Source organism: Nocardioides bigeumensis (assembly GCF_039531755.1).
GTDB classification, from domain to species: Bacteria; Actinomycetota; Actinomycetes; order Propionibacteriales; family Nocardioidaceae; genus Nocardioides; species Nocardioides bigeumensis.
The window spans coordinates 174243-193643 of sequence record NZ_BAAAQQ010000001.1 but is presented as its reverse complement, the minus strand read 5'-3'; the positions used below and the strand labels follow the sequence as shown (position 1 = coordinate 193643).

The window sequence follows — 19401 nt, the reverse complement described above, 5'->3', positions numbered from 1 at the left end:
GCACGACTCCTGGCCGGCGCGTCCTCTCCGGCGGTCGGACGGCGTGGCGGCATCGATAGATACCTGTCAACATAGACAGGTGTCGAATTCCTCGATCGTCGGCCGGGACCTTCCCCTCGCCGGTGACCCGCTGGCCAGCTGTGTGCCGCTGGCGCGCCAGCCGATCAGTGCAGCGCAGGCGGCCGCGATGGTCCCGATGCTCAAGGCGATCGCGGACCCGGCGCGGCTCAGGCTGCTGTCCCTGGTGCTGTCGCACGAAGGCGGGGAAGCGTGCGTCTGCGACCTCACCCCCTTCTTCGACCTCTCGCAGCCCACGATCAGCCATCACCTCAAGGTCCTGCGCGAGTGCGGGCTGCTGGAGCGCGAGAAGCGCGGCACGTGGGCGTTCTACCGAGCCCGCCCCGAGGCCATGGCGGCGCTGGGAAACCTCTTCACGTCGGTGCAGTCCTTGGAGAAGCGGAGATGAGGGAGACGCGGCGTGACGTGCCGTCCGCCGGCGCGGATGACGCGGTGCTCGGGCGGCTCTCCACCCTGGACCGGTTCCTGCCGATCTGGATCGGCGTGGCGATGGTCGTGGGGCTGCTGCTCGGGCGTGGTTTCACCGGGCTCGACGACGCGCTCGCGGCCGTGGAGGTGGGATCGGTCTCGCTGCCGATCGCCATCGGTCTGCTCGTCATGATGTACCCCGTCCTGGCCAAGGTGCGCTACGACGAGCTCGGCCACGTCACGGGCGACCGTCCGCTGCTCGCGACCTCGATCCTGCTCAACTGGGTGCTCGGTCCGGCGCTGATGTTCGCGTTGGCCTGGCTGCTGCTCCCGGACCTGCCGGAGTACCGCACGGGTCTGATCATCGTCGGTCTCGCGCGCTGCATCGCGATGGTGCTCATCTGGAACGACCTGGCACGTGGTGACCGAGAGGCAGCGGCCATCCTGGTGGCCCTGAACGCGGTCTTCCAGATCGTCGCCTTCGCCGTGTTGGGCTACTTCTACCTCGAGGTGCTACCCGGGTGGCTGGGTCTCGACCAGGCGACGCTCGAGGTCTCCATGTTCGACATCGCCAAGTCCGTGCTCATCTTCCTCGGCATCCCGCTGGTGGCCGGTTACCTGACCCGCACCTTGGGCGAACGTGCCAAGGGCCGGGAGTGGTACGAGTCCACGTTCCTGCCACGCCTCGGTCCCACGGCGCTCTACGGGCTGCTCTTCACCATCGTCCTGCTTTTCGCGCTCCAGGGCGACACCATCACCAACCAGCCTGTCGACGTCGCCCGGATCGCCCTTCCGCTGCTGGCGTACTTCTTCCTGATGTGGGGCGGCTCGATGCTTCTCACCCAGGCGCTCGGGTTCGACTACCAGCGGGCCACGGCCGTCTCCTTCACCGCCGCCGGCAACAACTTCGAGCTCGCCATCGCCGTCGCGATCGGCGTGTTCGGCGTCGCATCGGGTCAGGCGCTGGCGGGCGTCGTGGGTCCCCTCATCGAGGTGCCCGTCCTGGTGGGACTCGTCTACGTCAGCCTGTGGGCCCGCCGCTTCTACCCCGGCGCCGTTCCCACCCCGAGCCCCACAGGAGCGAGACCATGACCTCGACCATCCCGGCCACGACCCGGCAGGTGCCCCAGGTCGTGTTCGCCTGCGTGCGCAACGGTGGCCGTTCCGTGATCGGGCGAGTGCTCACCGAGCACTACGCATCGGGACGCGTGCTGGCCGTGTCCGCCGGCACCCAGCCGGGCGAGCGCATTCACCCAGAAGTGGCAGAAGCGTTGCAGAGGCTGGGATTGGACACCTCCGCGGAACACCCCAAGATGCTCACGCGCGAGTCCGTCGCCGCCAGCGACCTCGTGATCACGCTCGGGTGCGGAGAGGAATGCCCCTACGTCCCGGGGGTGAAGTACGTCGACTGGCCCGTCGCCGACCCCGGTGGCCAGGACGAGGCGACCGTCCGCGCCATCATCTCCGACATCGACGGGAGAGTGCGCAGCATGCTCTCGGAGCTCGTCCCCGACCTCGACCTCGCACCGTCATTGCTGGACGAACGCGCCTGAGGTCACCCCCGAGCAAGCTCAGCGAGCGTGTCAGTCGGCTGCGCGGCGCCGCTCGAGCAGCACCGTGTCGCGCCACTCACCGTCGAGCTGCGCGATCCGGGAGCGGACGGCGAGGGTCTCGTAGCCGGCCGAGTGGTGCAGGGCGATGGAGGCGCGGTTCTCGGGGAAGACCGAGGTCTGCAGGGTCCAGATCCCGGCCACGTCGGCCTCGTTGACCTGGCGCCAGAGCAGCGCCTTGCCGACGCCGCGGCCGCGCGCGGACTCGGTGACGTAGACGCTGGACTCGCCGACGCCGACGTAGACCTCGCGCGAGGAGACGGGCGTGATGGCCGTCCATCCGACCACCCGGCCGTCGAGCTCGGCCACCCAGCGGTGACCCGGAAGCCACTTGGCGACCAGCGCGTCCGCGGCCGGCACCTCGGTCTCGAAGGTCGCGAGGCGGGTGGCGATGCCCTCGGCGTAGATCTCTCGCACGGTCTCGAGGTCGTCGTCGGTCATGGCCCGGACCGTGACGTCGGTCGGGAGGTCCTCCGGGCAGCAGGGCCGGGCTGCGAGGGTGCCCATGACGACGTCGGCGGCGTGGGGGAGTCCGGTGCAGCAGGAGGGGTTGACGGACACGATGCTGGACGCCCCGACCTTGTCGACCTTCACGAACCCGACGTCGGCGAGCTTGCGAACGTGGTGGGAGCAGGTGGACTGGCTGATCCCCAGGGCGGCGGCCAGGTCGCCGACCTTCATCGCGCCGGCGGCGGACGTCGACACCGTGTGAAGCAGCCGGACCCGGGTGGCGTCGGCCAGCACGGCGAACCACTCGGCGTACGTCGCTGCGGCGCCCTCGTCGAGACCGACTGCGGACGTGGACCCGCCAGGCCCGCAGTCGGACGCGCAGCTGTCGTCGGCGGCCGGAGCGCGGGTCAGGTCGAGGGTCGTCACACCGTCAGCATAATCGATGCACGTCGATACTTGAAACCATCGACGGACGTCGATTAGAGTAATCATCGATCACCGTCGATGAAACAAGGAGTCCCCATGTCGTCCGCCCCAGCACCCGCCACCTCCGCGGTGGAGCGCCACCCGCACCTGCCCGTGGTCGTCGTGGGCGCCGGCCCCGCAGGCCTGGCCGCTGCCGCGCAGGCCAGTGCCCGCGGTCTCGCCGTGGTCGTCATCGAAGCCGGCCCCCGTGCCGGGTCCGCGGTGCTCGAGTGGGGCCACGTCAAGCTCTTCTCCCCGTGGTCTGAGCTGGTCGACCCCGTTGCCGAGAAGCTGCTGACCGAGTCCGGCTGGACCAGCCCCGCGCCCCGGTCCTACCCGACCGGACTCCAATGGGTCGAGCTCTACCTCGCGCCCCTCGCGGAGCGGTTGGCCTCGTCGCCCGACGTCGAGATCCTCTACGACCACCGAGTGGTCGGCGTCGCCCGCTCCGGTCGTGACCGACTGGTGGCCATCGGTCGCGACCAGGTGCCGTTCACCCTCCACGTCTCCGGTCCCGAAGGCCGCAGCGTGATCACTGCCGCCGCGGTCATCGACGCGTCCGGCACCTGGGGCAACCCCAACCCCCTCGGCGGCGACGGCTACCCGGCGATCGGCGAGCCCGAGCACGCCGGCCAGATCTTCTACGGCATCCCCGACCTCAGGCTTCCTGAGGTCGAGGCGAGGTATGCCGGCAAGCACGTCGCGGTCGCGGGTCGCGGTGCTTCCGCTCAGAACACCCTCGTCGCGCTGACCCAGCTCGCCCAGCGCCACCCCGGCACCCGAGTCTCGTGGCTGGTCCGCCGCCACGACACCGACGAGGCCTTCGGAGGCGGCGACAACGACCAGCTCGAGGCGCGCGGCGCCTTGGGCAACAGCGCTCGCAAGGCGGTGGCCGACGGTCCGGTCACCACGGTCACCGGCTTCCGCACCGCTCGGGTAGACGGCGCCCCCGGGCTGCCGATGACCTTGGTGTCGATCGACGGGAAGACCGTCGACGACGTCGACGAGGTCGTCGTCGTCACCGGCTTCCGCCCCGACCACACGTGGCTCTCCGAGGTCCACCTCGACCTCGACGGCGAGCTGTCCGCACCGGTCGGCCTGGCCCCCGAGATCCACCCGGCTTATCACTCCTGCGGCTCGGTCTCCCCGCACGGCGCCGACCTGCTGCGCCAGCCCGAGGGCGACCTCTACCTCGTCGGCATGAAGTCCTACGGCCGGGCGCCGTCGTTCCTCACCCTCACCGGCTATGAGCAGACCCGCAGCGTGGTCGCCGAGATCGCCGGCGACTTCGAGTCCGCCGCCCGCGTCGAGCTCGTGCTGCCTGACAGCGGGGTCTGCGGTGGAGCGGGTCTCTTCGACGAGTCCGCCGAGGCCGGTTGCTGCGGAACCGCTGCTCCGTCCGAGTCCGAGCTCCTGACCATCGGTGCTGCAGCTGAGCGGTGACCACCGACTCGGATTCCTCCACCATCGGTCGTGAGGCCGCCACCAGCCGCGGTGGCGGCCTCCGGCGTGAGGTCGCCGTCCTCTGCGCCACCGAGATCACCACCTGGGGAGCACTCTTCTACGCGCTCCCGGTGGCCGCGAGCACCATCGCCGATGACCAGGGGTGGACGCTTCCGCAGATCCTCGGTGCCTTCACGGTCGCGCAGCTCGTCGCCGGGGCGTTGGGCTTCTGGGTCGGCCGGCACATCGACCGCGCCGGACCTCGCCGGATCATGACGCTCGGCAGTGTCCTCGGCGCTGGCGCGCTCGTGGCCGTCGCGATGTCCGGCTCGCTGGTCACCCTCTACGCCGCCTGGATCGTCGGGGGTGCCGCGATGTCCGCCACCCTCTATGCGCCAGCCTTCGCCGCGATCACCGGATGGGCCGCGGGCGACGAGCACCGACGGCTGCGTGCACTCACCGCCGTCACCCTCGTCGCCGGTCTCGCCTCGACGGCGTTCGCCCCGCTCACGGCCTGGCTCCTAGGCCCTCTGGGGTGGCGGGGTACCTACCTCGTGCTGGCGGGTTTCGTGGCCGCCACCGCAGTGGCGCACTGGCTAGGGCTCCGGGCTGCCTGGCCGGACCGCGATCACGACGAGGTCGTGGGTCAGGACTCCGGCCCCGATGCCACGATCGACTTCGCCCGAGCGGACTTCCGGCTCCTGGTCGCCGGCATGACCCTGGCCGGGTTCGCCGTCTCGGCCGTCGTCGTCAACCTGGTCCCTCTGCTCACCGAGCACGGACTGAGCGTTCGGATGGCAGCCGTCGTCCTGGGCGTCGGCGGTGTCGGCCAGGTCACCGGGCGCGTCTTCTACGCGCTGCTGTCTGCGGTCACCAGTCCAGCAACTCGCACGTGGAGCGTCCTGGCCGTCGTCGCCCTCAGCACGGTGGGACTCGCCGAGATCCATGACCCAGTCGTGATCATCGTCGTCCTCTCCTTCGTCGGAGGGATGGCTCGCGGCCTCTTCACGCTCATCCAGGCCACGGCCGTCGTCGACCGCTGGGGGACCCGCCACTACGGCTCCCGCAGTGGCATCCTCTCGGGGGCGACCATGGCGGCCGCCGCCATAGCCCCGTGGGCGGGCGCGAGCATCGCGGTGGCCCTCGACGGCTACTCCACGGCGTTCTGGCTGTTCGCGGCGGGGGCGATGCTCGGAGCGGCCCTGGCGACCGCCAGCCAGCCGTCCGGTCGCAGGGTCCGGTCCACGGCAGCCCGGTAGAGGTCTCGCTGGCCGGGTTCGGTCAGGAAGTATGAACCAGTCGGAGAACTCCCCCCTGGCTCCCCTTCCAAAGTCACCAGTTGTGACCTACTTTAGTCTCTCGACTGCCGTGTCTTTGGGGGAAGCAATGGCGTCTGATTCACCTGACCCAGGTTGCGTTTCGTCTGAGCGTGGCGCGGCAGCGTTGGAATTCGCCCTCCTGGTGCCGCTGCTGCTGATGCTGCTTCTCGGGACGATCACGACGGGATTGGTCTACTCCGACCATCTAGCAGTCACCAACGCGGCGCGAGAGGCAGCTCGGTACGGCGCTGCCACGGACGCGACTCTGGGCTCGACCTGGGCCACGTCGGTTCAGACTCGGGTCCAGCAGGTGTACTTCAACTCCACCGGCGGAGCACCCACCGACGACCAGGTGTGCGTGGACCTGGTGGCCTCGAACGGAACGGTCATCGCCTCCGACAGCGGCGCCGCGTGTGGCACCCAACCCGCTGCACCGGACGGCATGGCCCCGGGGAGTTGCGCCGTACGCGTGTGGATGACCCGGCCGGCGAGGATCCAACTCGCCGTCGATGACCTCAACTTCACACTTAGTGCGCAGTCGGTCGCGTTCTACGGCAGGACAGTCGGGACGTCGTGCACCGTCAATTGAAACGGTGCGACACTCGTCCCTGTCGCGGGGAAGAGCGCGGTGCGGTGACGGTCTTCATGGCGCTCACCATGACCTTGCTCATGGTGGCTGCAGCAATGGTGCTGGACTTCGGTCTCGTCAGGGTGGACCGTCAGATCGACAGATCAGCGGCGGATTCCGCAACGCTGGCAGGCCTGCACAGCCTGGACACGGGCCACGGTGTCGCCCACCCCTACCCAGCCGTGTGCGCAGCGGTGCGATATCTCAAAGCCAACAGCCCGCGCTTCGCCGACGTCAGCGAAAGCACCGGTTGGATGAACGGGCTTGGCGTGAGCACCGCGGACGGCTGCTCCGACGTGGTCCTGCGCAACAAGGTCTGCTCCCCCACCGACAAGGCGACCTGGGCGAAGTGGAGGTGGACGGGTAGCTATGGTGGCTTGTCCCTGGACGTGACCATCGAGAGCGGATATTCGTTCGCCGGCTCGAATTGGTCCGAGGACACCTTGCCAGCCTCAAGCCCGGACACCGGGGAAGCGACCCAGCAGGGTTGCGACCAGCTCGCAGTCACCGTGAACCAGCGCCGCCGTCCCGGGCTGGGCAGTCTCGCCACGAGCTCAGACCTGGCCACCCGGATGCGCAGCGTCGGTCGAGTCAAGGCCGTGGCAGGAGACATGTCTCCGGCGATGTTGCTGCTGCAGCAAACCGGTTGCCCGGTCCTGCGTACCGGCTCCAACAGTGGAGGATCATTCGTCCATGTGCTCGGTGCAGTGTCCTCGAACGGAGTCTCCCAAGCCGGCACCATTCACTCCGACAGCGACGGCGTCGGGTGCACCGGCGGCAGCAACTCCAACGTGTACATCGGGGGTGCTACCGACGGAATCGTGTCCTACGCTGCCCCCACCGTCAGCAACCCGACCTCGCCGGACCCGCTCAAGCCAGGTGTCATCACCTCCGTTGCTGCCGCCAACGGTTTGGCCCTGAACGTCGTCCGCGACAGCCTCAGCAACGTGCACGGCAGCTCCGCGCTCCGCGGAGGCGTCAGCACCGGAGGAATCAACACCGAGGTAGCACCGCGACCCCTGGTCACGCGGAAACTCGTCGACGAACGCTACTTCCCCGGAGTCTCGACAGCTATCTCTGGAGCCACCGGCGTCTTCAGCACCGGCGCCACCGGGCCGCCATCAGGGTGGGTGACGTTCCCTTCGCCGGTCGACCCGTGCAAACCCACACCAGCCCAAGTAGCGGCCCTGTCGCTCACCGCCGCGTCGCGCTTGTACGTGAACTGCAGTGGAAAGTTCGTCGGCGACAGCGCGGGACTCACCCTCAACGCCGGCACCGTCTACTTCCGAGGGTGGTTGAACCCCAGCAGCACCCTGCGCCTGCCCAACGCCCACCACGTCTACGTCGGCAACCACATGAACAACGCCAACGCCATCGACCTGGGCAACAACACCGCCCTCGAAGCCAATACGGCAGGAAATGTCTCAACCAGCACCAGCCTGTGCGCGGCAGGCCAGACCTCGAGCAGAGCGGTGCTCTTCGTCAGGAGCGGCAGCGTCAAACAGACCGGCGGTCTGCTCCGCCTGTGCCGCACCACAACCTTCATGATGGGCGGCAGCAACACCGGCTGCGTCCCCACCACGACCGGCACGGCGCCAACAGCGACACCGTGCCCCCTCATCAACTCGGGCCGAGGGACCGGCCAGTTCACCCAGACCGGCGGCGACATCGACTGGACCGCACCCGACACCCTCGACATCACCAGCGACCCCGCCACCACAACGCCACTCCCCGCAGCCATCGCCGCCTGGGGCAACGCCAACGGCCCTGAAGACCTGGCCTTGTGGGCCGAAAGCGGCACCAACTCCAGCGACACCTACAACATGGCCGGCGGCGGCATCTTCAACGTCCGCGGCGTCTTCATGACCCCCAACGCCAAACCATTCATCCTCAGCGGCGGCTCCACCATGAACCTGATCAACGCACAATTCATCGCCACCAGCATCGAGCTCAACGGCACCGGCACCAACATCACCATGTCGGTCGACCCCAACTCCGCCGTCACCCTGCCCGCCCTCGGTATCGTCGGACTGGTCAGATAGCCGGCAAGCAGTCCCGTCCGCCTCGGCCATGCCTCGGCCGCCGAGACCCTGGACACCTACAGCCACCTCTGGCCTGACTCGGACGCCCGCACGCGGGCGGCCATCGACTCTGTCCAAGGCGCCGACCCGGAGTCGGCCGAGTCAGACGCGGCAGCTGCTGGTGCGGACGGGCTGGCCTGTAGGCCGGGTTCTGTCCCGGTTCTCCTCACGGATCCCCGGGGGCGACCATCCATCTACGACGACCGTTGCCGGCCGCCTCCAGCGGTCTACCCGCGCACTCGGGCGGGCCACCCTCAAACGTACGCGCGCCGTGCGGCCCTGCTCTCGCAGAGACACTCGGTTTCTTGACCTTGCTCCGGGTGGGGTTTACCTAGCCGTTCCGGTCGCCCGGAACGCTGGTGGTCTCTTGCACCACCGTTTCACCCTTGCCTCGCCGACCCCCATCGCTGGAGGTGCGGCGTGGCGGTCTGTTCTCTGTGGCACTGTCCCGCGGGTCACCCCGGGTGGCCGTTAGCCACCACCCTGCCCTGTGGAGCCCGGACCTTCCTCGGGACCGCCTCTTGCGAGGAGGTCACGCGGTCGCCCGGCCAGCCCATCCGCGGTCCAAGGGTCTCACAGAGTCAGGCGCAGGGTTCAGTAGTAGTTTCGACGACATGACGCACACCTCGGACGGCAAGACGGATGAGTACTGGTGGTGCCTGAACCACCACGCGGTCGAGGGTCCGGACGGATGCCGCAACTCCGACCGGCTCGGCCCCTACGCCACAGCGGAAGAGGCGTCCCGGGCGCTCGAGAAGGTCGAGGAGCGCAACGAGGAGTGGGACAACGATCCCAAGTGGAACGACGACCAGCTCGAGGACTGAGAACGAGCCCGGCGCCACGAGCGGACCACCGGTGAAGCGCATCGGCCTCCTCGGCGGCATGAGCTGGGAAAGTTCCGACCTCTACTACGAGCTGATCAACGAGCTCGTCCGCGAGCGGCTCGGCGGAGTGCACTCGGCCGACTGCGTGATGATCTCGGTCGACTTCGACGACATCGAAAAGCTTCAGGCTGCGGGGGAGTGGGACGCAGCGGGTGAGCGACTCGCGTTCGAAGCGCAGCGCCTGGTCGCCGCCGGCGCCGAGCTCATGGTGCTGTGCACCAACACGATGCACAAGGTCGCCGACGCCATCCAGGCCGCGGTCGACGTGCCGCTGCTCCACCTGGGAGACGTCACGGCGAAGGCCGCGCAGGAGGCCGGCTGCCGAGAGCTCGGACTGCTGGGCACCGGCTTCACGATGGCGCAGGACTTCTACCGCGACCGGATCGCGTCACACGGACTGACAGTGCTCGTGCCTGACGACGATCAGCAGGCCATGGTGCACCGGGTGATCTACGACCAGCTGGTGCGCGGGATCGTGCGGGAGGAGTCGCGAGCGGCGTACGCCGCTGTCATCGACGAGCTCGTCTCACGCGGGTGCGACGGGATCATCCTCGGCTGCACCGAGATCGAGCTGCTCGTCGGCCAGGACGACTCGCCCGTGCCCGTGCTGCCCACCACGCGGCTGCACGCGATCGCCGCCGTGGACGCCGCGCTGGCCTGAGCTACCTACGGAGTCCTCCGGACACGACTCTCAAGTCAGGGTGATCACCGACCGAAGACTGTGAGCGTGGAGAAGTTGCACGCACCTGACAGTCGACTTCGAGACTGGTTCCCGGCTGGTCCTGGCTCCCCGACGACGTCGTCGCCTACTTCGAGCATCAACTGAACGACAGGTAGACCATGCAGCTACCGATGCGTGGACGGGTCGCTCTCCCCAGCCATCCCATCGCGTTGGCCGTGGTGGCGTTCGTCAGCTACGCCGTGGCTGTTGAGCTCTACTATCTCGCATTCGGCTTGGCCGACGCCCTCACTCCCGTTGCTACCTTCTTTCCGCCGGCGGGCTTGGCCCTCACGCTGTTCCTGGGCTCGCCGTACTCGCGGTGGCCGGTCGTCGTGGGCGCCATCTGGGGCGCTGAGGTGACGGTGGACGTGCTCCATGGCGTGGCCTTCTGGGACTGCGCACTCTGGGGCGTGGCCAACACCGTCGAGCCCATGGTCGCTGCCGTTCTGTTGTGGGGCTTCATCCGGCCAGAGGGACGCAACAACATCGCCTCGACGCGTCACCTGATGGCCTTCCTGGGCTCGGCCGTCCTGGCAGGACCGGCTGTCGGGGCTCTGATCGCTCTGCCATCTGCTCCTGCCGGCGATCTGGAGACCCTCACCGGCTTCTGGAGCCGCTGGTGGATCGGGGATGGGATCGGGGTGCTGGTCGTGACCCCGCTGCTCCTGATCCTCGGCAACAGCCGCCCACGCGAACGGTCCTGGGGTGCGCCGTGGCTCGCGTTGGTGACGGTCTTGTCAGCCATCACGCTCGGACCAGCGCAGCCGGTCGCGCACGGGCGGGGGGCGTACCTCCTCCTTCCCACCCTGGTGTGGATCGCGTTCAGAGCAAGCCCGCTCACGTCGGCTGCCGCCGTCTTCATCGTCGGGCTCTCCGCGAACCTGGCGACCCTGGCCGGGGTCGGACCGTTCGTGGAGCCGGGACGCCCCTACGTCGGGCAGGCCAACGCGCAGATCTTCATCGGCACGGTGGCATTCTCCGCCTTGCTCGTGGTCGTGCTGAGCGCCAATCTCATCCAGCGCGACAAAGTCGAGCTGGTCGTGCGTCATCAGGCTCGCACCGACGTGCTGACCGGCATCGGCAACCGGCGGATGCTGTTCGATCGGCTGGACGGCTTCCGCTCGACCCACGCTCTCCAGGCCGGGGACCCGATCGCCTTCCTCCTCCTGGACCTCGACGACTTCAAGCGGGTCAACGACAGGTTCGGGCACGCCGCGGGGGACCTGGTCCTCAAGACGATCGCGGACCGCCTGGTCATGGCGACCCGCAGCGACGAGACCGTGGTGCGATTCGGGGGCGACGAGTTCCTCCTCTGTCTGACGAAGTCGTGCTCGCCCGATCAGGTACGTGCCTTGTCGGGCAGGCTCTCGGCCGTCGTCGCCGAGCCCATCGCGATCGGGACGGAGTCGGTGCAGGTGGTCGCCAGCATCGGGGTTGCCGAGGGACTGTGGGGGGACTTCAACCCCGACGAGTTCCTCCGGCGAGCCGACGAGGAGATGTACTCCGCGAAGCGCAGACCTCTTCCAGGCACGTCCTTCCGCAGCCCTGGCGGATCCTGAGCTATCCGGCCGGCCGGACCCGCAACACGGCGTCGGACCCGCCGCCGTTGGCCGTGGTGACGAGCAGGTCGCCGTTGGCCAGGCTGGTGACCGAGCGGACCCGGCCGAACCTCTTGAGCGGACCCGGGGCGCGGGTCCACTTCAGGTCGCCGGCCTTGTCGAACTTCATGAAGACCACGCGGTTGCCGGCCAGGGCAGCGACCGCCAGCGTGCCGTCGAAGCGGCCCCATTGCCTGCCGCGGACCCAGGCGGCGCCGGAGGTGGCGATGGTCGGGTCACCGGAGCGCCACTGGGCGTCGATCTGCGGGCCGGGCAGCGACTGGTCGGTCATCGGCACCGACTCGTTGTAGCCCGGGACGGGGTTCCAGCCGTAGTCGCCGCCGTCTCGCAGCAGGTTGACCTCGTCGTCGCGGTAGGACCCGTGCTCCACCGACCAGACAGACCCGTCACGGCGCTGGGCCAGGCCCTGCACGTTGCGGTGTCCGTACGTCGTCACGTAGCGCTGGTTGCGGTTCGGGGCCTCGATGTAGGGGTTGGCCGGCCACGGCGCACCGGTCATCCGGTCCAGCCTCAGCGTCTTGCCACCGAGAGAGGTGAGGTCGCGCGGGTTGGTGCCGACCGCGGCATCCCCGGTGCCGACGTGCAGGGCCCCGGACTCCCGGTCGATCAGCAGCCTGCAGCCGCCGTGCCGACCGCTCGTCGCCGGCAGCCCCGGCAGCAGGACCTGGGGGTTCTTGACCCGGGTCTGCTTGCCGTTGATCCGCCACGCCATGACCCGCACGTCGCGGACGCCAGAGCCGCTGAAGCCCTGGCAGGTGTAGATGCGGTGGTTGCTCTCGTAGTCGGGGTCGACCGCCATCGACATGAGGCCGGTCTCCCCGGACACCCAGACCTGGTCGGACGGGTAGCCGAGCGACGTCTTCTTGCCGCCGCGCACGATCGACAGCGTCGCCCGGTCCCGCTCGGTCACCAGCAAGGCGCCGTCAGGCAGCTGCTGGACGTCCCACGGGATGTCGAGGCCCTTCACCACGCGGGTGACCCGGAGCCGGGGCGCCCCCTTCACCGACGTGCTCTCGGCGGCCGACGGTGTCGACGTCGCCGATGGTGCCGCGGAGGTGGCGGGGGAAGGCGCCGGCCCGGACGTCGCCGGCGGCGACGAGCAGGCGAGACCGGCGACGACCAGGGGGAGTGCGGCGGCGAGGGCCCGAGTGCGCATGCCGTCCACCCTAAGCGCGATTCTCCAGGTCACCGGGTCTCGATACGCGCTCGCGCGACCTCGCAGGCTCGGTCGCGGCGCTGCACGACCTGGCCGAGCCCACGCGGGCAGCTCCTTCGTCGCTGCCCGCTGCTCGTCTCAGAAGGTGTGCTCGGGCCCTGGGAAGGTGCCGGCCCGGACCTCGTCGGCGTAGGCCCGGGCGGCGTCGAGGAGGACGCCGTGGACGTCGGCGTACTGCTTGACGAAGGTCGCCATCCGGCCCGTGCGCAGGCCGAAGGCGTCCTGCCAGACCAGCACCTGCCCGTCGCAGTCGGCCCCCGCGCCGATGCCGATCGTCGGGATGGTGAGCTCCTTGGTGACCTGGGCGGCCACCTCGCCAGGCACCATCTCGAGGACGACCGCGAACGCGCCGGCCCCCTCGACCGCGTGCGCGTCGCGGAGCACGCGGTCGGCCGCGTCGCCGCGACCCTGCACGCGGTAGCCGCCCAGCGTGTGCTCGCTCTGGGGGGTGAACCCGATGTGGGCCATCACGGGGATGCCGCCCTGGGTGCACTTCTCGATGACGGGGGCCATCTCCGCGCCGCCCTCGAGCTTGATGCAGTGGGCGCCGGCCTCCTTCATGAAGCGGACCGCGGTGAGGTAGCCCTGTTCGGGCGACGCCTGGTAGGACCCGAACGGCAGGTCGCCCACCACCAGCGCCCGCTTGACGCTCCTCGACACCGCACGGGTCAGCGGGAGGAGCTCGTCGACGGTGACCGGCAGCGACGTCTCGTTGCCGTAGACGTTGTTGGACGCCGAGTCACCCACCAGCAGGACCTCGATGCCGGCCTCGTCGAAGGTGGCGGCGGTGTACATGTCGTACGCCGTCAGCATCGCGAAGCGCTCACCGCGCTCCTTCATCTCGCGCAGGTGGTGCGTGCGGATCCGCTTGGTCGGGGTGGCGGGGGGCTTTGCGGCCCCGGTGCCGTACGGCGAAGTCGTCTCGTCGGCCATCTGGTCAGGCTAGTCCCGCTGCGGACTCCGAGGCTCTGTGTCGGTGGTCACGCCTCGACGGCGAAGTCTGCCCGGTCGAGCTCGCCGAGCAGCCCGCCGTAGGCGATCTCGTCGTCCTTCGTCCCGTCGTGTGGTGCCGAGAACCAGTCGGCGTACTGGCTGATCTCGTCCAACCGCCACTCGAGGTCGTACATCTCGACCATCTCCCAGTCGATCGCGTCGCCGCAGAGGTCGGCGAACCCGCCCTCGACGAGCACGCGGAGGTCGCGCTCGGCCGGCGCCCGGCGGGCCGTCTCCCAGTCGACGAGCACGCGCCCTGTCGGCGTCACGAGCTGGTTGCCCTGGTGAGGCTCACCGTGGGTCGCGCCCCAGGGTCGGTCGACGGCCGCGTCGCAGAGACGCAGGTACGCCGCCGACCAGCGGCCGATGTCCTCGACATGCCTGGACAGGGCGGCCCGGGCACGCTCGCCGTAGGGCCCCGTGTCCCACGGGGTGCCGAGGCGGAGAGCGAGGCGGGCGGAGAAGGCCCGGTCGATCACCGGCCGCCAGGGCGCCAGGCCGGGTGGGGGTGCGGTCGCGTGGAGCCGGCGCAGCATCGCCAAGGTCGCCTCCGCGGCCTCGCGGGTCTCAGGCGGCCCGAAGCCGTGCGAGGTGCCGTCGCGCCAGGCGGTCACGCTCAGGTCGCCGTCCGCGCACGGCACCGTGAAGCTCCCCGTGACGCTGGGCAGCGACGGCACCACGAACTCCAGGCCCGACGCCGCCAGCTGGGCCGCGGCGGCGTACGACGCTTCGAGCTCGGAGGCGGTCTTGCGCTCGTCCGGCAGGTCGAGGGTGACGAAGAACCGGGGTGTGCCCTCGGCGTCGGCGCGCCAGTGGTGGGCGCCGAAGCCGACGGGAAGGTGGGTGACCGAGGCGAGATCCCGGTCCCAGCTGGACCGGAGCAGGACCAGGACGTCGTCGTCACTGACGTGGGGAGGGGGCTCGCGCACCGTCGTAGTCTGCCGCCATGAGCTCCGAGCCTCGGCAGTGGACACCGCGACCCTGGAACGGACGCGCCGACGAGCTGGCCCGTGAGCACCGGTCGACCGAGGAGCCCATCGGCTGGTTCGACCGGCTGTACGCCGAGGGTGTCGCCGGTGAGGTGACCATGCCGTGGGACCACACCGAGCCGAACGCCGCGCTGCGCGCGTGGGCCGAGCGGGATCTCGTGACGCCGGCAGACCCTCCTCCTCGACCACCGGGACGGGGGAGGGCCGTCGTGGTCGGCTGCGGGCTCGGCGCCGACGCGGCGTACGTCGCCTCACTGGGCTTCGACACCGTCGGTTTCGACCTGTCGCCGCACGCCATCGAGGTGGCTCGCGAGCGCTTCCCCGACAGCGGCGTGGAGTTCCGTGCGGCCGACCTGCTCGCGCTGCCCCCTGAGTGGCTGGGCGCCTTCGACCTGGTCGTCGAGATCTACACGGTCCAAGCCGTCCCCGAGCCGCCCCGCACCGACGTGGCGGCGGGCGTGCGGTCCCTGGTCGCGCCCGGCGGCACGCTGCTGGCCGTCCAGTTCCGGGCGAGTGGCGAGGACGACGCGACCGAGGGGCCGCCGTTCGCCCTCGGCACCACGCGGATGCAGTCGCTGAGCGCGGGCTGGGAGGTCGTCGGGCTCGAGGAGCTCGAGGGTCCGCTCTGGCGGCTGGAGTGTCGCCGTCCAGCCTGATCCACCGGTCCCACCTGCCACACTGGACGTGTGGACTTCTACTCGGCGTACGCGCAGGGTTTCGCCCGCGTCGCGGCCTGCACCGTGCCGGTGGCGATCGCCGACCCGGCGGCCAACGCCGCCACCGTGCTGGCCGAGGCGCGCAAGTGCCACGACGACGGCGTCGCGGTGGCGCTCTTCCCCGAGCTGACGCTGACGGGGTACGCCGTCGACGACCTGTTCCTCCAGGACACCTTGCTCGCGGGCGTCGAGGCCGCGGTCGCCGAGCTCGTCGAGGCGTCGGCCGACCTGCTGCCGGTCCTCGTGGTCGGGGCCCCGCTCGTGCACGGGACGCGCGTCGTGAACGCCGCCGTGGTGATCCATCGGGGCGAGCTGCTCGGCGTGGGGGTGAAGTCCTACCTGCCGACGTACCGCGAGTTCTACGAACGCCGGTGGTTCGCCCCCGGCGACGACCGTCGCGACGAGACCATCACCGTCGCCGGGCGCACGGTGCCCTTCGGGCCGGACCTGCTCTTCGACGCCACCGACGTGCCCGGGCTGGTCCTGCACGTCGAGATCTGCGAGGACATGTGGGTGCCGATCCCACCGAGCAGCGAGGCGGCGCTGGCGGGCGCAACGGTGCTGACCAACCTGTCGGGCAGCCCCATCACGGTGGCCCGCGCCGAGGACCGGCGGCTGCTCGTGCGCAGCGCCAGCGCGCGGTGCTCCGCCGCGTACCTCTTCGCCGCCGCCGGTCAGGGCGAGTCGACGACGGATCTGTCGTGGGACGGCCAGACGCTGGTCTACGAGTGCGGCGACCTGCTGGCCGAGACGGACCGCTTCCCCGAGGAGGCGCAGCGCAGCATCGCCGACGTCGACCTCGACCGGATCCGCCAGGAACGCCTGCGCCAGGGCACCTTCGACGACAACCGGCGCACCCACGATGCGCGGGTGCGCGCCTTCCGGACCGTCGCCTTCGAGCTGCGCCCGCCGTCGGGCGACGTCGGGCTGCGGCGCAAGGTGGACCGGTTCCCGTTCGTGCCCGACGACGTCGAGCGACTCGCGTTGGACTGCTACGAGGCCTACAACATCCAGGTCTCGGGGCTCGAGCAGCGGCTGCACGCGATCGGCCACCCCAAGGTGATGATCGGCGTCAGCGGCGGGCTCGACTCGACGCACGCGCTGATCGTGGCGGCCAAGGCGATGGACCGGTTGGGCCGCCCGCGCTCGGACATCCACGCCTTCACGATGCCGGGATTCGCGACCGGTGAGACGACGAAGTCCTACGCCACGCGGCTGGCCAAGTCGTTGGGCGTCACCTTCGAGGAGCTCGACATCACCGCGGCGGCCAACCAGATGCTGACCGACCTCGATCACCCCTACGCCTCGGGGGAGCCCGTCTACGACGTCACGTTCGAGAACGTGCAGGCAGGACTGCGCACCGACTACCTCTTCCGGCTGGCCAACCACCGGGGCGGGATCGTGCTCGGCACCGGCGACCTGTCCGAGCTGGCCCTGGGCTGGTGCACCTACGGCGTGGGCGACCAGATGTCGCACTACAACGTCAACGCCGGGGTGCCGAAGACCCTCATCCAGCACCTGATCCGCTGGGTGATCGAGTCGGGCCAGTTCGGCGGCGACACCGACGACGTGCTGGTCGAGATCCTCGACCAGGAGATCACGCCGGAGCTGATCCCGAGCACCGACGGCGTGAAGCCGCAGGCGACCGAGGACTCCGTGGGGCCCTACTCGCTGCAGGACTTCACGCTCTACCACGTGATCCGTCGTGGCTACCGCCCCGCGAAGATCGCCTTCCTCGCCCTCCACGCGTGGCGCGACGCCGACGCGGGGGAGTGGCCTCCCGGCTTCCCCGAGGAGCGGCGGACCTCCTACGACCTCGCGGCCGTGCGTACGTGGCTCGTGGTCTTCACCAAGCGCTTCTTCGCCAGCCAGTTCAAGCGTTCGGCGCTCCCGAACGGGCCGAAGGTGTCAGCCGGAGGCACGATGTCGCCGCGCGGCGACTGGCGAATGCCGTCCGACGCGGCGCCGACCGCATGGCTCGCCGAGATCGAGCGCGACGTCCCTTCCTAGGGCCCTGGTAGGACGACCATCCGCGTGCCACGCTGCCTGGTCATGAGCTATCCGCGCACCCTGATGACCGGCCTCATGGCCGTCCTCCTCACAGCTCTCGGGATGTCAGCCGTCACCGCCGCGATCGCGACCGCGGACGCGGCGAGGTGACCTTCCAGGCCCCGACCGACCGCACGACCGGCCTGGTGCTGGGGGTCAGTGCACCTTGGGACGTCGAGCTGCCGTGGCAGACGATCGTGGTGATGGGCTACAAGGGGTACACCGCCGGCGACAAGATCTCCACCGCCGACGCGAAGGCCGCGAAGAAGGCGGCCGCCTGCTGGGCGGGCACCGATGCGGCGGCGTACACGCTCAAGCTCGTGGTCAAGAAGGTCACCGTCGAGGGCAACGACGGCCCGACGTCGGGAAGCATCGCCTTCGCGAAGAAGACGCAGCCGACGATCAAGCCGTGGCGCGATACCACGAAGGGCGTCCTCGGCAGCCTGGACGCCATCATGTGCGGCCCAGGGGGAGCCTGACCGGATGCAACCCTCTGGCGCCCAGCGGCGTCTGAGGTGCGACCGACCCCACGAAAGGATTGAGATGAAGCACCTCCGCACCATCCTGGCGGCAGCCCTGATGACTGCCGTCGGCCTGGTCGCCGCCGGCAGCCAGACCGCGCACGCCGCCGCGAACACCACCCTGACCCTGAAGATCCCGAACTGCGAGGGCTGCGTCATCGGCCTGACGTCGGTGATGGCGTCCGACTACGAGGACCTGTGGTCCTCGCCGGAGAAGAAGGTCAAGAACGGCGAGGTCACCTTCAAGGTGCCTGCCGACCGCACTGCCGGCCTCAGCATCGGGTTGGCGGCGCCGTGGGAGGGCGCGGTGCCCGCGCACACGATCGTGGCGCTCCGCTACAAGGGCTACGACGTCGGCGACAAGGTGTCCTACTCCGACATCAAGACCGCCAAGAAGGCCTCGGGCTGCTGGGCCGGCACGACCGAGTCGGCGGCCACCCTCAAGGTGATCGTCAAGAAGGTCACCGTGATGGGCAACCTCGGCCCGGTGAAGGGCTCGATCGCCTTCGCCAAGAACACCCAGCCCTACCTCCAGCCGATGCAGCGCACCTACGACGGTGTGCTCGCGACGCAGGACGTCTTCGGCTGCGGCCCAAGCTGATCAACGGCTGATCGGCGCCCAGGGGGTCACCTGCTCAAGGTGATGCCCTGGGCGTGCGTGGCATCGGTGACGGGCGGCGGGCAGCCGTCGTCGACGGCTCCGGGGCGCAGCTCGAAGTGCCAGGGCTCGTTCCCGAAGGTCTGGCAGAGGCCGTACGCCGCGCCTTGCCGGGCGAGCCACTCGGAGGCCGCGTAGGGGCCGACGTCCACGGCGTCCCCGGTGACGTGCGACGAGGTGTCGGCGGTCGCGACCCAGCGGGCCGCCTCGGCCTCCGAGCCGTAGGTCGTCACCGCGTCGCGGAACAGCTGCGCCTGATAGGCCCGGGACCGCCACCCGCTGTTCACGCGGAGCTCGATCCCGTCGCGTGCGGCGGCGGAAGCTGCTCGCCGGAGGGCGCGCCGGAGCTGGCCATCGAGCCGCGTCACGGCCGGGACCTCGTCGTACGCCGTCACGACCGTTCCACCGATGACGCCGTCGTCCTCGTCGATCACCCCGTCCGACGAGGACCGCGGCGAGGCCGCCACCGTCCACCAGCCGAGGACGCTCGCCAGGGTGGCGCCCACGGCGACGGTCGCAGCGACGACAAGGGGGACGGTGGTTCGGCGCATGT

General features: G+C 69.9%; 19 protein-coding genes and 1 other RNA gene. 14 read left to right on the top strand and 6 right to left on the bottom strand.

The window, feature by feature from the left end:
* Positions 1-79: 79 nt before the first annotated feature.
* From ABD295_RS00980 to ABD295_RS00970, 3 genes are read left to right on the top strand one after another with little or no spacing between them, the layout of a single operon-like run.
* On the top strand, positions 80-466 hold the full coding sequence (locus ABD295_RS00980; RefSeq protein ID WP_344301635.1) for a metalloregulator ArsR/SmtB family transcription factor: 387 nt from the start codon (positions 80-82) through the stop codon (positions 464-466).
* Positions 463-1578, top strand: a complete 1116-nt coding sequence (arsB, locus tag ABD295_RS00975; protein ID WP_344301634.1) for an ACR3 family arsenite efflux transporter — start codon at positions 463-465, stop codon at positions 1576-1578. Before ABD295_RS00980 ends, arsB begins: the two co-directional genes overlap by 4 nt.
* Positions 1575-2039 (top strand): arsenate-mycothiol transferase ArsC, encoded by a 465-nt coding sequence (locus tag ABD295_RS00970; protein ID WP_344301631.1) that lies wholly within the window; start codon positions 1575-1577, stop codon positions 2037-2039. Before arsB ends, ABD295_RS00970 begins: the two co-directional genes overlap by 4 nt.
* A gap of 30 nt (positions 2040-2069) precedes the next feature.
* Here the strand turns inward: ABD295_RS00970 and ABD295_RS00965 are convergent, their stop codons facing one another.
* Entirely contained in the window at positions 2070-2972 is a 903-nt protein-coding gene (locus tag ABD295_RS00965) for a metalloregulator ArsR/SmtB family transcription factor (RefSeq protein WP_344301630.1), read from the bottom strand.
* A gap of 96 nt (positions 2973-3068) precedes the next feature.
* On the opposite strand from ABD295_RS00965, the gene ABD295_RS00960 reads away from it, so the two are divergent.
* The 4 genes from ABD295_RS00960 to ABD295_RS00945 all read left to right on the top strand — a co-directional run bounded on the left by ABD295_RS00960 (position 3069) and on the right by ABD295_RS00945 (position 8443).
* A complete protein-coding gene (locus tag ABD295_RS00960) occupies positions 3069-4454 on the top strand; it encodes an FAD-dependent oxidoreductase (RefSeq protein WP_344301629.1) in 1386 nt (461 codons plus the stop codon).
* Complete coding sequence (locus tag ABD295_RS00955) at positions 4451-5713, top strand: MFS transporter (protein WP_344301628.1); 1263 nt, start codon at positions 4451-4453, stop codon at positions 5711-5713. Before ABD295_RS00960 ends, ABD295_RS00955 begins: the two co-directional genes overlap by 4 nt.
* Positions 5714-5897: 184 nt before the next feature.
* Positions 5898-6362 (top strand): TadE/TadG family type IV pilus assembly protein, encoded by a 465-nt coding sequence (locus tag ABD295_RS00950; protein ID WP_344301627.1) that lies wholly within the window; start codon positions 5898-5900, stop codon positions 6360-6362.
* A 44-nt stretch (positions 6363-6406) separates the two neighbouring features.
* A complete protein-coding gene (locus ABD295_RS00945) occupies positions 6407-8443 on the top strand; it encodes a hypothetical protein (RefSeq protein ID WP_344301626.1) in 2037 nt (678 codons plus the stop codon).
* Between the two features lie 163 nt (positions 8444-8606).
* Here the strand turns inward: ABD295_RS00945 and rnpB are convergent.
* An RNA gene (gene rnpB / locus ABD295_RS00940) (RNase P RNA component class A) lies at positions 8607-9038 on the bottom strand.
* 58 nt (positions 9039-9096) lie between these two features.
* Between rnpB and ABD295_RS00935 the strand changes: the two genes are divergently transcribed.
* The 3 genes from ABD295_RS00935 (at position 9097) to ABD295_RS00925 (ending at position 11646) form a co-directional block, all read left to right on the top strand.
* Complete coding sequence (locus ABD295_RS00935) at positions 9097-9306, top strand: hypothetical protein (RefSeq protein ID WP_344301624.1); 210 nt, start codon at positions 9097-9099, stop codon at positions 9304-9306.
* 31 nt (positions 9307-9337) lie between these two features.
* The gene (locus tag ABD295_RS00930) at positions 9338-10027 is read left to right on the top strand and encodes an aspartate/glutamate racemase family protein (RefSeq protein ID WP_344301621.1); all 690 of its coding nucleotides are present in this window, start codon (positions 9338-9340) and stop codon (positions 10025-10027) included.
* 179 nt (positions 10028-10206) lie between these two features.
* Positions 10207-11646: a GGDEF domain-containing protein gene (locus ABD295_RS00925; protein WP_344301620.1), complete on the top strand. Its 1440-nt coding sequence runs from the start codon at positions 10207-10209 to the stop codon at positions 11644-11646.
* Position 11647: 1 nt separating this feature from the next.
* Here ABD295_RS00925 and ABD295_RS00920 read toward each other — a convergent pair whose 3' ends face one another.
* The 3 genes from ABD295_RS00920 to ABD295_RS00910 form a co-directional block, all read right to left on the bottom strand.
* Positions 11648-12862, bottom strand: a complete 1215-nt coding sequence (locus ABD295_RS00920; protein ID WP_344301618.1) for a PQQ-dependent sugar dehydrogenase — start codon at positions 12860-12862, stop codon at positions 11648-11650.
* Positions 12863-13000: 138 nt separating this feature from the next.
* Positions 13001-13855, bottom strand: coding sequence for a 3-methyl-2-oxobutanoate hydroxymethyltransferase (panB, locus tag ABD295_RS00915; RefSeq protein ID WP_344301617.1), 855 nt, complete (start codon positions 13853-13855; stop codon positions 13001-13003).
* Positions 13856-13902: 47 nt separating this feature from the next.
* Positions 13903-14844: a phosphotransferase gene (locus tag ABD295_RS00910; protein ID WP_344301616.1), complete on the bottom strand. Its 942-nt coding sequence runs from the start codon at positions 14842-14844 to the stop codon at positions 13903-13905.
* A 17-nt stretch (positions 14845-14861) separates the two neighbouring features.
* Between ABD295_RS00910 and ABD295_RS00905 the strand changes: the two genes are divergently transcribed.
* The 4 genes from ABD295_RS00905 (at position 14862) to ABD295_RS00890 (ending at position 18791) form a co-directional block, all read left to right on the top strand.
* The gene (locus tag ABD295_RS00905) at positions 14862-15560 is read left to right on the top strand and encodes a class I SAM-dependent methyltransferase (protein WP_344301615.1); all 699 of its coding nucleotides are present in this window, start codon (positions 14862-14864) and stop codon (positions 15558-15560) included.
* A gap of 30 nt (positions 15561-15590) precedes the next feature.
* Entirely contained in the window at positions 15591-17630 is a 2040-nt protein-coding gene (locus ABD295_RS00900; RefSeq protein ID WP_344301614.1) for an NAD(+) synthase, read from the top strand.
* Between the two features lie 146 nt (positions 17631-17776).
* Complete coding sequence (locus ABD295_RS00895) at positions 17777-18148, top strand: hypothetical protein (RefSeq protein WP_344301612.1); 372 nt, start codon at positions 17777-17779, stop codon at positions 18146-18148.
* A 64-nt stretch (positions 18149-18212) separates the two neighbouring features.
* The gene (locus ABD295_RS00890) at positions 18213-18791 is read left to right on the top strand and encodes a hypothetical protein (RefSeq protein WP_344301611.1); all 579 of its coding nucleotides are present in this window, start codon (positions 18213-18215) and stop codon (positions 18789-18791) included.
* Positions 18792-18817: 26 nt separating this feature from the next.
* Here the strand turns inward: ABD295_RS00890 and ABD295_RS00885 are convergent, their stop codons facing one another.
* Positions 18818-19399: a M15 family metallopeptidase gene (locus tag ABD295_RS00885; protein WP_344301609.1), complete on the bottom strand. Its 582-nt coding sequence runs from the start codon at positions 19397-19399 to the stop codon at positions 18818-18820.
* Between the last annotated feature and the right edge of the window lie 2 nt (positions 19400-19401).

Bases quoted from the DNA above. Each gene is read 5' to 3' on its own strand.
- arsB (WP_344301634.1), top strand. From the start codon at position 463: ATGAGGGAGACGCGGCGTGACGTGCCGTCCGCCGGCGCGGATGACGCG.
- ABD295_RS00970 (WP_344301631.1), top strand. From the start codon at position 1,575: ATGACCTCGACCATCCCGGCCACGACCCGGCAGGTGCCCCAGGTCGTG.
- ABD295_RS00960 (WP_344301629.1), top strand. From the start codon at position 3,069: ATGTCGTCCGCCCCAGCACCCGCCACCTCCGCGGTGGAGCGCCACCCG.
- ABD295_RS00935 (WP_344301624.1), top strand. From the start codon at position 9,097: ATGACGCACACCTCGGACGGCAAGACGGATGAGTACTGGTGGTGCCTG.
- ABD295_RS00925 (WP_344301620.1), top strand. From the start codon at position 10,207: ATGCAGCTACCGATGCGTGGACGGGTCGCTCTCCCCAGCCATCCCATC.
- ABD295_RS00920 (WP_344301618.1), bottom strand. From the start codon at position 12,862: ATGCGCACTCGGGCCCTCGCCGCCGCACTCCCCCTGGTCGTCGCCGGT.
- panB (WP_344301617.1), bottom strand. From the start codon at position 13,855: ATGGCCGACGAGACGACTTCGCCGTACGGCACCGGGGCCGCAAAGCCC.
- ABD295_RS00905 (WP_344301615.1), top strand. From the start codon at position 14,862: ATGAGCTCCGAGCCTCGGCAGTGGACACCGCGACCCTGGAACGGACGC.
- ABD295_RS00890 (WP_344301611.1), top strand. From the start codon at position 18,213: ATGAAGCACCTCCGCACCATCCTGGCGGCAGCCCTGATGACTGCCGTC.
- ABD295_RS00885 (WP_344301609.1), bottom strand. From the start codon at position 19,399: ATGCGCCGAACCACCGTCCCCCTTGTCGTCGCTGCGACCGTCGCCGTG.